Raw genomic sequence first — 13,627 nt, 5'->3', positions numbered from 1 at the left:
GGGCTTAAACCCCTTGTTCCAGAGTCTCTGAATGTCCTAACTGCCCTGGCTAGTGCTATACATACTGGGCATGTTGAGGAGATAATGTCGAGCACCGTTCCTGTGCAGCAGCGGCGGGGCAACCTGTGGAACGTTTGGATCAGGGTGAGCGATATTGAACCAGAATACTGTTTAGGAGCATTTTTGATGAATGTGGTTCTTCGTCCTCAGCGAAATTTAGATATTAAAGGGGCTTCGATGCTGCAACAGCGGGTGGTGAATTTGAAGCCGATCGCAGAACATTCCATTTGGGTGATTGATCTCGTCGAAGTGAATGTGATTGATCATTTTGGCTTGACGGCGTTGATGATGATTCGCCGGGCTGCCCGTCAACATCACTGCCGGCTGTACTTGATCCATGTCAAGCAGTCGGTGCGCTATATGCTTGATATTACGGAGTTGTCACCTCGGTTTGAGTTTCTTGAAACTATCGATGAGGTCTTAGGCGAGAAAATTCGCTTGTTATTATGTTGAAGGCGATCGCACCGGCTCAAGAGCGCGATCGCTTTCAACAGGATTGATCATCAGTCAACAATAGGAGTGGGGCGGTGCAACGATTAAGACAGTGGGGGACAAAGACAATCAGGGCGATGCTGATCGCGGGGTTGGGGTTGGTGCTGCTGTTTTGCCTAGGGAGTTTTGAGGGGGCGATCGCTGCCCCCTTAACCGCCGAAGCCGTCAACGCCGGGGAATCCTTGGCCGGTGAGGCGATCGAGGCGTTGCAACAGGGCGACCTCACGGCCGCCGAAGCCATTTGGACGCAATTAATTCAACAATTTCCCACCAATCCCGCTGTGTGGAGCAATCGCGGCAGCACGCGGGTCAGTCAAAATAAGTTAGAGGCCGCCATTGCGGACTTTAATGAAGCGATGCGCCTCGCCCCTGATGCGCCTGACCCCTATTTAAACCGGGGGATTGCCTATGAAGGGTTAGCCCGCTGGGATGATGCGATCGCGGACTATAACCGCGTCCTCGAACTCGATCCCGATGATGCGATCGCCTATAACAATCGTGGCAACGCCGAAGCGGGCCGGGGCGATTGGGCCGCCGCCCAAGCCGACTACAACCACGCCATCGAACTCGAACCCCAATTTTCCCTCGCCCAAGCCAATAACGCCCTCAGCCTCTACGAACTCGGCGACGACCAAACCGCGATCCAAACCATGCGGAATCTCGTGCGGAAATATCCCATGTTCCCCGATCTGCGTGCCGCCCTCACCGCTGTGCTGTGGGACAGTCATCAGCAGGGCGAGGCCGAAAGTAATTGGGTGGCGGCCATGGGTCTCGATCGCCGCTACAGCGATATTGAATGGGTGCGAACGGTGCGCCGCTGGCCCCCGCGAGTGGCCGCAGCATTAGAACGGTTTCTCACCCTGAATTGATTCACAATTCAGCTCAAAAGAATGACAGCGAGGGGAGTGTGAGCCTCTGGCTCACTCATTCCGAATCTGAACGAGGTCAGCGAGCTAGACCCTCGCACTACGAGCAGCTTGCAAAAAAACAGACTATCGCGTCCTACGATAGTCTGATGGAATTCAAGCTCAACGCCAATGGCACGTCAGAATCAACGGGACTAGATGATCCCCATGTTGGCCAAGCCCAAGATCACGCCAATGCCCAGGACATGGCCAAAGCTGGTGGTGGCCAACAATGCCGGGAAGCCCATGCCGCCGAACATGTTGCTCATGGGCAAGGTGGGGCCTGCACTGGGCTGATCAATTTTGAACTTACCGATCGCGATCGCAGCCACATTACAAACAATCATCACGACACCCACCATCGGAGTCCATTCCACTGTGGTCGGCATCGTTGCAAGTAGGGATAAAACCATGATTTCTAAAACTCCTGAAAACCGTCATTCAAATAAGTGTGTAATGCTCAAGTTTTATCTCGAAACATCGGCTTTCATTACATAGCGTTGCAATTGTTCATGCAAATGCCCCGTTTTCCCTAAGAAATGTAAACGAATTGAACCATGCAGATGGGTCTTCAAGTTCACAGCCAGCCGAACCTAAGTCCAAGCCCGGTAAAAGCTGTTATCTTCCCAATGGTTTTGGACGCGGGCTGCGATCGCTCCCTGTTCCTCCGCCGTTAAGGGTTGGAACGCCGCCGCCGCCGCCACATTTTCCCGCAACTGTTCCGGGCTATCCGCCGCAATAATCGAGCTATGGACTCCCGGTTGCGACAGGGAAAACCCAAACGCCTGGGTGATCGAAGCCAGCACCCCCGGCTTCAACAACCGTCCGTAGGCGGGCACTTTCATCGCAATTACCCCCACATTTAACTCCTGGGCAACGGGCAACACCGACGGAATAAAGGGGCGCGGATGGTGCGGATCAGCGGCATTGACCGGGATTAAGGTCGTATCAAAGGGGTAGCGGCGCAGACCGGCGATGATCGCATCAGGTTCGTGGTGGCCGGTAATACCCAGATGGCGGACAATGCCCTGCTCTTTCGCTTCGGTGAAGGCTTGGGCGGCTCCGTTGCGACCCGTGAAGCGATCGATCTCGTCGGTGAAGGAAATGTGATGGAGTTGCCAGAGGTCGAGATAGTCCGTTTTGAGGCGTGTTAAGGACTGTTCCAGTTCACGCCATGCGCCATCACGATCGAGCTTGGCGGTTTTGGAGGCCAGAAAGAGGCGATCGCGGTACGGCGGCAACACCAGCCCTAGATTTTCCTCGCTTGCGCCATAACTGGCGGCCGTGTCGAAATAACGCACTCCCGCTGCGAGGGCGGCTTCAACTAGGGCGATCGCTTCCCCCCGTCGCCCGGCTTCATTAATTGGAGTCGTTGGCCCCGCCCCTCCGAGTCCCAAAATCGGCACGCTCACCCCCGTTTTCCCCAAAACCCGCTCCGGAATCGTGGCATCGGCTGGTAGGGTCAGGGTTGATGGGGCTGTTGACGTTGAAGATTCCACGTCCGGCGACAATGCTAGGGATGAATCCGGCTCTTGCTTGCCCAGGCGAGGCAGTTGGGTCGCGCCCACTAGCCCACCGACAAAGGCAGCCCCCGCGATTAAGATATTGCGGCGTTTCGGCATCACATTAACTCCAAGCTTCAACAGTAGTGAGCCATCCTGTGGCCCTGCTTCCACGATATCGAAACTTGAGCAAATAGACAGGGCTTCAGGGTAACACCTGAAGCCCTCTGTGCTCTGGATTGTGGTTCAACCCCACCCCGATTTTTTAAGGTTGGATGATGGGGTTAAGGAATGAGCGATGCGATCGCCCCCCATCACTCCCGCGGCCCAGGAATCACCAGATTCAGCACCAGCGCCGACAAACCCCCCGTCGAAATCCCCGACGCAAAGATACTTTTGATCAAATCCGGAGCATTATCCAAAATCTCCGGCACAAACGTGACCCCTAACCCCAACCCCAGGGACACCGCCAGAATCATCGAGTTACGCTTCGTCAGGTTCACACAGGAGAGAATCTTCACCCCTGCCACCGCTACCGTCGCAAACATCAAAATCGTCGCCCCCCCTAGCACCGGCTGAGGCATGATTTGCACCACCCCGGCCACAATGGGAAACAAGCCCAGCAACACCAAAAACCCGGCAATAAAATAGCCCACATAGCGACTGCCCACCCCCGTCAACTGAATCACACCGTTATTTTGGCTGAATGTGGTGTTCGGGAATGTGGAAAAACAGGCCGCGATCAAAGAATTAACCCCATCTCCCAAGACCCCACCTTTGAGACGACGCATATACACCGGCCCTTGAATCGGCTCCCCCGAAATCGCTGAAGTTGCGGTTAAATCGCCAATGGACTCAATCGTGGTAATCAGGTAGAGAAAAATGAAGGGAATAAACGCACTCCAACTAAACCCTAGGCCGTAGCGAAAGGGAATCGGCACGGTGAAAATTGTCAAGCCACTGAGGCGACCGAAATCCACTAACCCCATCGGAATCGCCACTGCATAGCCAACCGCCAAGCCGACAACGATCGCACTCATCCGCAGATAGGGATGATTAAAGGAATTCATCACCAAAATCACCACCAACACCAACGCCGCCAGTCCCCAGTTTTGGGCACTGCCGAAGGATTCCGTCCCCAGGGCCGGAACTCCACCCCCGACGCTCGTGATCCCCACTTTAATCAGGGTTAACCCGATGGTCGTCACCACCACCCCCGTCACCAAGGGCGTGATCACTTGACGCGCTAAGTGCAGAAACCGACTAAAGAAGATTTCCACAAAGGCCCCAAAAAAGCAGAGGCCGAAAATCACCGCGAGGGCTTCTTCTTTCGTTTTACCGGCTGCGATCGCTGCAAACCCCGCCGCTAAAATCGGGCCGAGGAAGGCAAAACTTGTGCCTTGGATGCTGAGTAATCCAGACCCAATCGGGCCAATCCGTTTCGCCTGGATAAAGGTGGCAACCCCCGAAATCATCAACGACATGGAAATAATGAAGGTCGTATCGGGGCCTTCGAGTTCAAGCGCATTACAGATAATAAACGGGGGGGTGATAATCCCGACAAAAATTGCTAAAACATGCTGAAGAGCGACAAACACGGTCTCGACTAAAGGAGGGCGATCTTCTAAGTTGTAGATCAAATCCGATTCTAGCCGTACCGGTTCCGTAGGTGATTCGGTTTCAAGGGTGGGTTCATTGGAAGCAGTCATAACACAAGTTCGCTTTTCAAGTAAGGACTGATAATTTTGATCCGTTTACTGTGGCGAATTTTTTCGTGCGGTGCTGTAACGAAGATTACGATGTTATTGTCTTTGATCCGGTGACGAGAACCAGGGGTGTTCCACTGAGTGAGCTAAAATGAAGGCTTAAACTCCCCCTTTCGTCTGATTGAGTGCGATCTCATGAGTACCGATTCCTTCCCCGCTTCATCCCAGTTCGGCACGGATAACCACGACATCCAAATCACCGAACAGTTGATGTCGCAGTCCCAAAACTATAAAAAGTTGTTGGGATTTGTGTTGGAATGGACGGGGCGAGAGCCGCTGCTGACGCAGATTCTGTTCAAGATGATGCTGGAGACCGATCGCCCCCCCATTGCCGGGGAAGAGGCAAAGTGGGTGGATGGTTTAATCCGATCGCGCCTGTTAAAGGTGTGGGACACCGATCCGCAACTCAAACCGTTGCAAATGCTGCGCGATCGCCTCACCAGCCAACGGGATAAACGCAAAAGCCTTAGTCTCCTACGGTACTATCTCAAGATTCTCCGCCAAGAAGAAGTCTTCGCCGACAGCAGCCCGGAACAAAAAGAACTGCGCCTCCTGGGGTTGGTGGCCAAACAACGGGGCCGCGTCCAAGTTCATAACCGGATCTATGAAACCATCTTCAATGAAGATTGGGTGAGCGCCGAGATCAAAAAGCTCGAAACCAGTCTCGGCCCCGATGATGAAGAATTTCTGCGCATCTTTGAAGAACTAGAGCGCACCCTCCTCACCTCCCAGAGCCGGATCATTGCCCGGATTGAAAACGGCGAGGAAAAGGTGAATGCCAATCAACTGATCCACGAAGTTCTCCGGGAAGTGACCTCAAAAATTGGGGAATTGGTGGGAGCCGATCGCACCAGCATTTTTTTATTAAATGATGAGCGAACAGAGCTTTGGTCCCTGGTTGCCGAAGATGCCACGGGGCAGTTATTAGACATTCGGGTGCGGGTGGGGGAAGGGATTGCCGGGGCGGTGGCGAAGCATAAACAGGTGATTCATATTCCAGATAATGTCTATGATGATCCGCGATCGCGCCTCGTCCAAGAATCCGACCAAAAATACAACTACTACACCCGCAACATTCTCGCCTTCCCCATTCTCAACGATGCCCTCGACCTGATCGCCGTCGTCCAACTCCTCAACAAAATCACCAAAACTGGCGAAGCCACCGGCTTTAGCCACCGCGATCTTGAACAACTCGCTAAATGCGTGATCCCGATTCGGCGCATCCTGGAAAGTTGCCAATCCTCCTACGAAGCGATCAAGCGCGCCCAAGCCTCCGCCGCCCTGGCTAAGGCAACGCGATCGCTCGATCAAGTCAACCTCGACACCTCCATGATCCTGCAACGGGTCATGGATGCCGCCAAAGAACTCCTCAACGCCGATCGCTCCACCCTCTGGCTCTACGACGACAAGCGCGGCGACCTCTGGACTCGACTCCCGAAAGAAGGGGTGATCCGCTGTCCCGTGGGCATCGGGTTCGCCGGTCAAGTGGCCCAAAGTCGCGAACCAATGGTGATCGGCTACGACCTCTACGAAGACCCCAACGCCGAAAACGCCAAAAAAACCGACGCTCAAACCCACTACCGCACCTGTAGCCTCCTCTGTATGCCCATCCTCAGCCCCGATGGACAATTCCTCGGCGTTAGCCAACTGATCAACAAACGGAAACCTGGCTACGAAGGCGAAACCTACCAAAAAGCCCAATATCCCAAAGTCCCCCCCTTCTTTAAAGCCAGCTTCGACCGCAACGATCGCCAATCCATGCAGGTCTTTAACGAGCGCGTTGGGGCGATTCTTCAATTCGCCAAAACCCACGAAACCCTGAAAGAATCCAACGCCCAAGGGGACACTCAGGACATCCTCGAACAAGCGTTGATTTTACTCGGTAACGCCATTGACCCCGATGCGGGGGATGGCCAATATGATGCGTTTTATGGTGTATTGCGGGGCTTAGGGTTGGCCCTCCAGCGGAAATTTGCCGCCGAACACAGTCATATTTTTCTGATCGATCGCCCCCGCCAAGAATTGTGGACATTGGTGATCGATCCGCAGCGGAAATGCCCCCGTGAACTGCGCATGTCTGCCCGACAAGGCATTGCGTTGCGGGTGCTCGCCAGTGCCGAGGCGAAAAAAAGTAATAAAGCCGCCCAGTTACCCGATAATCTGGTGCGAATCGGATTGCGGCGATCGCAACTCAGCAGTTTGCAAAGTGTGTTACTATTGCCTGTCTTTGATGCTGACAACATGCCCGTTGCGATCGTTCGTCTGTTAAACCATGAATCCGGGCGCGGCTTTAGCCGTCAAGACAGTGAATCCCTCACCGCCATCAGCCCAACCCTGATGCCCATCCTGCAAACCGTCCAAACCCTCTCGCAATCCCTGAACCGTCCGGCTGCCTAACCCCCATATCCCCGATGATCCGTCCGTCATCCATCTCTCAAGTTGGTGTGGATGGCAACGGTGCTTGACATTTCCCCTCCATCGCGTTGTACGCTAAGCTATTAATGAATGCATTAAGTTTTCTTAAAGGTACATAAAGTGCGACCCTGGCCATAGGTGACAGTGCCTGCATTTTTACCCAAACCATAACATTTGTGATTTTTTAACATTTACGCATTGCAATTCGCGGAGTACGTGAATATACTGAAGAGTATAGACAAGTCTCCCATAAGGCTGTATTACCCATCTAAGGCCATGTTGACTCTTTTGCGCACCACTAGCATTTTGACCCTGGTCGGACTCCAGATTACGTTGGGTTCGTCCGGTGCTAAGGCATGGGATTTGCAAGAGCAACCTCATCAAGAGGCTTTTGGCTCAATATCCTTTGTGCAAGACCACCCCCTGAACCCTTCCACCCAGAAAAAGTTTGAGCCTGACCAAGATAATGGTGGCCCAAGCCGCACCTCTGGGGCCGGTGGACATTAGTTTTCGTTCCTGCATGCGCTGTAGTTGTTATCAACACACCTCACACTACAACAGCGATCGCTGAGACACAATCCAAGTTGCGAGTCTGGATCGGATATGGGTGAGCCAGAGACTTACCGCCCATGGCTGAACTCTTCTAGGGTGCGATCGCCTCATTCGCTGCCCGGACGTTACTCGTTGAAATAACCCCTGTGGATTGGGGATCAATTCCCCCTGGTTGACTGACAACATTAGCCAGATTTCGGAAAGCCCTTACCTAGCAATTCCCCCTTTTTCAAGAAGATTCAAGGGAATCAAAGACAAGCGAGTCCAACAATTGAGCGTGATGAATACGCAGTAACAGAACAGCAGCGAGAGAGTTAAGCCTAGCCTTCCCACCATTTGACTGGACGTAACAATCTATCATGGTAATGGCGAAATAGTTGCCATCCTACAGTCTTCAAAGATAAAGTATTGCAAAATAGGATCACCGACTTTCTGGTCATCCTCCCCTTAAAATGAGATTTAGCCTGCGCCAGAATGCCCTAGATTTGCACTATAATTCAGTCAAGATCATTACCGTGTTCTTTCCGTTCAGTATTCGGGATTCGTTTGTCTTCAAGTTGTCATGAGCATGAAACATGGGAAGACTGCAAAAGCAGATATTTTACTGGTTGATGATACACCCGAAAATCTGCGACTGTTAACAACAGCATTAACCCAGCACGGTTATAAAGTTCGGAGTGCCATTAATGGCAAGATGGCGATTATGGGCGCAAAAGCTCTGCCGCCTGATTTAATCTTGCTTGATATTTGTATGGCAGGGATGGATGGCTATGAAGTGTGCCAACATCTCAAGGCGGATCAACACACTGCCAATGTCCCGGTTATTTTCATCAGTGCATTGGATGAGGTGTTGGATAAAGTCAAAGCATTTTCGGTTGGTGGGGTTGATTACATTACCAAACCATTTCATTTCGGTGAAGTATTAGCACGGGTTAAAAATCAACTGATCATTCGTCAACTTCGCACCTCCCTGGAACAACTGAATGAACAACTTGAAGCGCGGGTTAGTGAGCGAACACAAGCCCTAGAGCGTGAAGTTCAAGAACGCAAGCAAGCTCAACAAGATTTACTGTATCTCGCTCTCCATGATTCCCTCACAAAACTACCAAATCGTGCCCTCTTGATGGAGCGATTACAGGCAATGTTGCTGTATGGCCAAGATCGTGAAAGTTATGGCTTTGCCGTTTTATTTCTAGATTGCGATCGCTTCAAGCGGGTCAATGATTCCCTGGGTCATAGCGTGGGCGATCGTCTGCTGGTGGCGATCGCCCACCGCTTGTCTACCTGTCTCCGCAGTCAAGACACCTTAGCTCGCCTCGGTGGGGATGAGTTTGCGATTCTTGTGGATGGCATCGATCGCGCCCAGGAGGTGATCGACTTAGCGCATTCGCTCAATCTGCAACTTGCTCAACCCTTTCATCTGGTGGATTATGAAATTTTCATCAATGCCAGTATTGGGGTTGTGTTTAACCGCGATCGCTTTTATACCGAATTAAACCCTGCGATCGCAGCAGAGACCCAACCGATTCTGTACACCGATCCGGAGCATATTCTCCGCGATGCTGATACGGCAATGTATCAAGCCAAAGCCGTTGGTAAAGGATGTTATGAAATTTTCAATGCAGAACTCCATCATCAAGCCCGTTACTTACTGGAACTAGAAACTGATTTACGTCGTGCCCTAGAGCAGGATGAATTTACGCTGCACTATCAGCCGATTATTTCACTGCAACGGGGAAAAATTATTGGATTTGAAGCCTTAATCCGGTGGAATCATCCCCAAAAGGGTTTCATTTCGCCGGGAGAATTTATTCCTGCGGCTGAAGAAACCGGCTTAATTGTCCCCATTGGTGAATGGGTGTTTCATACGGCTTGCCATCAATTAAAACATTGGCATGATAGTCGAATTACGCCGGAACCGTTAATCATGAGTGTTAACTTTTCGGTGCGTCAATTTTCCCAAGCCAACTTTCTCGGTCGGATTGATGCCACCCTCGATCGCAGTCAAGTCGATAGTTCATGCCTCAAGCTTGAAGTGACGGAAAGCGTGTTAATTGAACAGCCAGAATCGGTGATGTCGTTGTTAGTGGAGCTAAAATTACGCCAACTGCAATTAAGTTTGGATGATTTTGGGACGGGGTTTTCATCGCTGAGTTATTTGCATCGCTTTCCGATGGATACGTTGAAGATTGATCAGTCGTTTGTGAGTCGCATTGGGGAGGCTCCGAAGAATTTAGAAATTGTGCAGGCGATTATTGCCTTGGGGCATAATTTGGGAATTGAAACCATTGCTGAAGGGATTGAAACGGCCCATCAATTGGCACATTTGCGGGCGTTGGGGTGTGAATATGGTCAGGGTTACTTTTTTGCGCGGCCGTTGCCGGCGGCGGCGGCGGAATTGTTGCTGCGGAGCAATCCCTGTTGGTAGGGATCGGGACTAGAGGGGCTATTGCAGTTGAGCGATCGCGCCTCGATTCAAGAGGGTGGTTTGGGTGAGGAGATCGTAAACGGTGGCCAATAAAAGACGCTGTTCGTTGACTTCAAACTGGACGGTAATCCGGTCAGTGCCCACGTCTCCGGGTGGGGTGAGGGTGGCGATTCGGGTGGCGCTGTGGGGTTCGAGGGCTTGGTATTGGGCTTGATGCTGGAGTTGTTGGCTGACCATGCGCCCCTGGTCGTCGTAGGTGACGGTGGCGGCGACGCTGCTGCCGAGTTCGCCAATATCAAGGCGGATTTCTGTTTGGCCGGTGCTGGCGACTTGGAGGGTGAGGACTTCGCTACGGACACAGGGATAACGTTGGCCTTGGGTGAAGAGGGTGAAGTAGGTGTAGGTGCGGGTGGCGGGTTCCCAGAGGCGGATGGCGTAGCTGTGGTGGAGGTAGTCGTCGATGTGATGGATGCGCTGAAGGCTGAGGGCACCATGGCAGACGGCGGTGAAGGGTTGGTCTTGTTTGAGGCGCGATCGCCCAAAATAGGCCGTGATCAAGTCCTGCACGGCGGGGATTAAGCAACTGCCGCCGACAAGTAACACCTGTTCAATGTCGCTTTTATGCACGCCTTGATTGAGGGCGAGTTGGAGCACGGTATCGAGGGCATCGCGTAAATGGTCAAGGAAGAAATGGCGTTCGAGGATGGCGGCGAGGCGATCGCGGTCTAAATCCACCACATCGGCCCTTAAGGTCTCGTCATCAAGCCAGGTTTCGGAAGCGATCGCCGTCTGGGAAAGCTGAATTTTTAACCGTTCCGACAGTTCGAGCAATTGCTGCCAGGCCGTCATCGTCAAGGATTCCCGCGCCATGCCTCGCCGTTGGAGATAGTCCTCCGCAATCCAAATATCCACATCTTCCCCCCCCAGCACCGCATCGGCTTTGGCAATCACCTGCGCCTGGAGGGTTGCCGCTGTCGGGTGTTGCTGAGTCCGCACCAGACTTAGATCCAGCGTCCCCCCGCCAAAATCCACCACCAAAACGATCGCATTGGGATGCTCCACCCCATACCCCAACGCCGCCGCTGTCGATTCATCGACAAACTGCACCTGTTCAATCCCGTGCTGCATGGCCCAGGCCTTAAACCAATGGAGATAGCGTTCAAACGCTCCGACGGGAATGGTTAGGATCAGACTGGACGGTTCAAAGGGTTGAAGACCGTGCCAAATCGTGGTTAAAAACCGCTCGGCGATCTCCCGACTGCTGTAGCTCACCCCATCTAGACTGCGGGGCGGCGTTGGGAAGGCAGCGACCAGATCCCGTTTAAAGCCCCGGAAGCGGCGTTGGGGATTGCGTTCACCGAGGCGATGGCGACGCACCGGTTCACCGACCACCTGAGTGTGAGCGTCTTGCACATACACCAGGCTGGGAATGATGGGAATTTGGGGCCCGGTGGCGGGGGAAAACAGACGGGTGATGCCGTCGATTTGAATACTTTCTGGGCGTTGGGTGTCAGGGGCAAGGAGGCTGACGAGGGTGTTGCTGGTACCAAAATCAATTGCAACCGTGGTCATAGGCGTTGGGGTGCGGCAATCCACGCGGTTTACAGCAGTTTACAGCAGGAGGCGGGAGTCGCCGGGTTGGGGCAGGGCGGGGGGTTGGGGTGCGGTGGGGGGTGTGGGGGGTGTGGGTTGGGGTTGAGGTGGGGGCGGGGCGGCGGGGCGATCGGAGGGGGGACGATGGATCGCGGCGAGGAGGTTGACGAGGGCGGTGCGCTGCTGGAGGTTGAGGCGATCGAGGGCAGTGCGATCGCCCCGGAGGGGATTTTCCGTCAGGGTCGTGTTGCCGGGATATTGATCGGGAATGATGTCTTCGTTGTCGCCGAGATAGTCCGCGAGGGTTAATTTCCAATCGAGGCGATAGCGGGGCGATCGCCGCTTAATCCGGGTGTGGTAGTACACAAGGCGATAGAGCAGGGTGTTGTCCGGTTGGGGTGTGCCATTGAGGAGGGCGTAGTCATTGGCGCGGGGAAGATCCGGAAATTGACGATAGACCTCCTCCGCCACATTGACCAAGCGCGGCGACTGGGCGAGGGCGAGGTGCTGGGGGGTGGGTTGCCAGGACGGGAGACTCACGATCGCGGCGATCGTCAGCACCCAAATCAGGATGAATTTTCGCATCTGTTTCCCCATGGTTACTTCATTGCAGTGGCGCGATCGCCCCCATTTTCCGTCGCGGCCCATTAATCGCTAATAATTTCCGGCTGCGTCAATTCATCGGACATTTCAATCACCGCCCGAATCACCGGCTTCATCAACGAATCATCCAAATTTTCAAAATCCTCATACCGCCGCCGTTTAGCCCGATTGGCCACCTGCACCGTAATCCGATAGCGGTTCGACGCTGCGCCCATTAATTCATCAGCGCGGGTCGTAATTTCACTAGAGTCAAAGGGAAGACGTTTAGCCATAGGTTGAGGGGTCAGGATCAAGAGAACGTCCCCTATTGTGCCATATTCCCCGAATCGATGGGATGGCAAAAGGTGCGATCGCCACGTCTCTACTTCAGTAATTCCGTTAATTCCTGGGCCGATGTCCCCAAAATCCGCGCCAGGGTATTCATCTCATTATTGCTAAAGCCATCGCGGATATTGCGGATATCTTCAACCGATTTCCCCAAAATTCGCGACAAGACCTTGATTTGATTATCCGTAATATCCTTGCCGCGATAGATATCCCGCAACTCTTGGGGCGACAGGCGATAGGAATTACAAAAAAAGACAAACTCTTTATCACTGACATCTAGTTCCTGTTGGCGATCGCGCAGCAGGAATGCGATCGCCCGCGTCCCATGCTCCGGCCGCTTCGCATTCTCCAAATACCGCTCCATCAACCGCGTCACATTCGCCGGATTCCCCCCCGTTTTTTTCAGCAAATCCCGACAGACCATCTGCAACGCCTTCGTCAGCGTCTCATTATCCTCATGGAGTTGCTCATCCTCATTCAGCGTCTCCACAATCCGCGCCGCAATTTCGGGCGTACAAAACCCCACTTCCCGCTCCTCATAGATAATTGGAATATACGCACGGTCGGTATCAAATTCGAGGTGCAATGGCTGATTCGTCTGTTTCATCAATCTGACTCAAGCACGAAAGCGGTCAACAAGCGCAGGCAATAGAGGAGAACGCCACAGCCTCACCCACAACAGGAGCAGAGTAAGCGTTTTCTCATACTATAGTAGCCGTAGACGTTAGTGCTGCATCAGCCCGACGGGAAAATCCATCCGTATCCCCGACCAGAGCAGGTGACATTCTCCCGACGCTGACCCTACGGGTACAGCACGGGCTTCCCACCTCACGGACAGAAGTCCATCTGCCCCGGCATCTTGGGAAGTTCCTGCTTCATCCGGTCTTGTCTAGGCAAAGCCCCCGACAGAACCCGTTCACAGGCGTTTTTTTGACATCCACGACCTATCCAGCCGCAGATGATTCAATTATCTTTTTTGAGGAC

12 protein-coding genes are annotated in these 13,627 nt (G+C 53.2%); 5 read left to right on the top strand and 7 right to left on the bottom strand.

The features are described from left to right. The first annotated feature begins 84 nt into the window (after positions 1–84). Both SPI6313_RS01305 and SPI6313_RS01300 read left to right on the top strand, forming a co-directional pair. Complete coding sequence (locus SPI6313_RS01305) at positions 85–513, top strand: STAS domain-containing protein (protein WP_245788527.1); 429 nt, start codon at positions 85–87, stop codon at positions 511–513. Between the two features lie 107 nt (positions 514–620). Beyond that, on the top strand, positions 621–1,421 hold the full coding sequence (locus SPI6313_RS01300) for a tetratricopeptide repeat protein (RefSeq protein WP_425443118.1): 801 nt from the start codon (positions 621–623) through the stop codon (positions 1,419–1,421). 191 nt (positions 1,422–1,612) lie between these two features. On the opposite strand, the gene psaK is transcribed toward SPI6313_RS01300, so the two are convergent. The 3 genes from psaK to SPI6313_RS01285 all read right to left on the bottom strand — a co-directional run bounded on the left by psaK (position 1,613) and on the right by SPI6313_RS01285 (position 4,668). Continuing rightward, positions 1,613–1,870, bottom strand: coding sequence for a photosystem I reaction center subunit PsaK (gene psaK / locus SPI6313_RS01295; protein WP_072619369.1), 258 nt, complete (start codon positions 1,868–1,870; stop codon positions 1,613–1,615). A gap of 180 nt (positions 1,871–2,050) precedes the next feature. After that, entirely contained in the window at positions 2,051–3,079 is a 1,029-nt protein-coding gene (locus SPI6313_RS01290; RefSeq protein WP_175551032.1) for an aldo/keto reductase, read from the bottom strand. 194 nt (positions 3,080–3,273) lie between these two features. Further along, the gene (locus tag SPI6313_RS01285; RefSeq protein WP_072619367.1) at positions 3,274–4,668 is read right to left on the bottom strand and encodes a uracil-xanthine permease family protein; all 1,395 of its coding nucleotides are present in this window, start codon (positions 4,666–4,668) and stop codon (positions 3,274–3,276) included. 192 nt (positions 4,669–4,860) lie between these two features. On the opposite strand from SPI6313_RS01285, the gene SPI6313_RS01280 reads away from it, so the two are divergent. The 3 genes from SPI6313_RS01280 to SPI6313_RS01270 all read left to right on the top strand — a co-directional run bounded on the left by SPI6313_RS01280 (position 4,861) and on the right by SPI6313_RS01270 (position 10,120). Further along, positions 4,861–7,122: a GAF domain-containing protein gene (locus SPI6313_RS01280; protein WP_072619366.1), complete on the top strand. Its 2,262-nt coding sequence runs from the start codon at positions 4,861–4,863 to the stop codon at positions 7,120–7,122. A gap of 294 nt (positions 7,123–7,416) precedes the next feature. Next, positions 7,417–7,647 (top strand): hypothetical protein, encoded by a 231-nt coding sequence (locus tag SPI6313_RS01275; RefSeq protein ID WP_139276428.1) that lies wholly within the window; start codon positions 7,417–7,419, stop codon positions 7,645–7,647. 607 nt (positions 7,648–8,254) lie between these two features. Further along, the gene (locus SPI6313_RS01270) at positions 8,255–10,120 is read left to right on the top strand and encodes a two-component system response regulator (RefSeq protein ID WP_072619364.1); all 1,866 of its coding nucleotides are present in this window, start codon (positions 8,255–8,257) and stop codon (positions 10,118–10,120) included. 18 nt (positions 10,121–10,138) lie between these two features. On the opposite strand, the gene SPI6313_RS01265 is transcribed toward SPI6313_RS01270, so the two are convergent. The 4 genes from SPI6313_RS01265 to SPI6313_RS01250 form a co-directional block, all read right to left on the bottom strand. Next, on the bottom strand, positions 10,139–11,692 hold the full coding sequence (locus SPI6313_RS01265) for an Hsp70 family protein (protein ID WP_072619363.1): 1,554 nt from the start codon (positions 11,690–11,692) through the stop codon (positions 10,139–10,141). Between the two features lie 39 nt (positions 11,693–11,731). Beyond that, the gene (locus SPI6313_RS01260; protein ID WP_084668834.1) at positions 11,732–12,361 is read right to left on the bottom strand and encodes a hypothetical protein; all 630 of its coding nucleotides are present in this window, start codon (positions 12,359–12,361) and stop codon (positions 11,732–11,734) included. Further along, positions 12,361–12,588, bottom strand: coding sequence for a DNA-directed RNA polymerase subunit omega (locus SPI6313_RS01255; protein ID WP_072619362.1), 228 nt, complete (start codon positions 12,586–12,588; stop codon positions 12,361–12,363). Before SPI6313_RS01255 ends, SPI6313_RS01260 begins: the two co-directional genes overlap by 1 nt. An 89-nt stretch (positions 12,589–12,677) precedes the next feature. Then, the gene (locus tag SPI6313_RS01250; protein ID WP_072619361.1) at positions 12,678–13,250 is read right to left on the bottom strand and encodes a hypothetical protein; all 573 of its coding nucleotides are present in this window, start codon (positions 13,248–13,250) and stop codon (positions 12,678–12,680) included. Positions 13,251–13,627 lie beyond the last annotated feature (377 nt).

Source organism: Spirulina major PCC 6313, assembly GCF_001890765.1.
GTDB classification, from domain to species: Bacteria; Cyanobacteriota; Cyanobacteriia; order Cyanobacteriales; family Spirulinaceae; genus Spirulina; species Spirulina major.
Note: the sequence above shows the minus strand (reverse complement) of the source record. Positions and strands in the feature narration are given on the sequence as shown.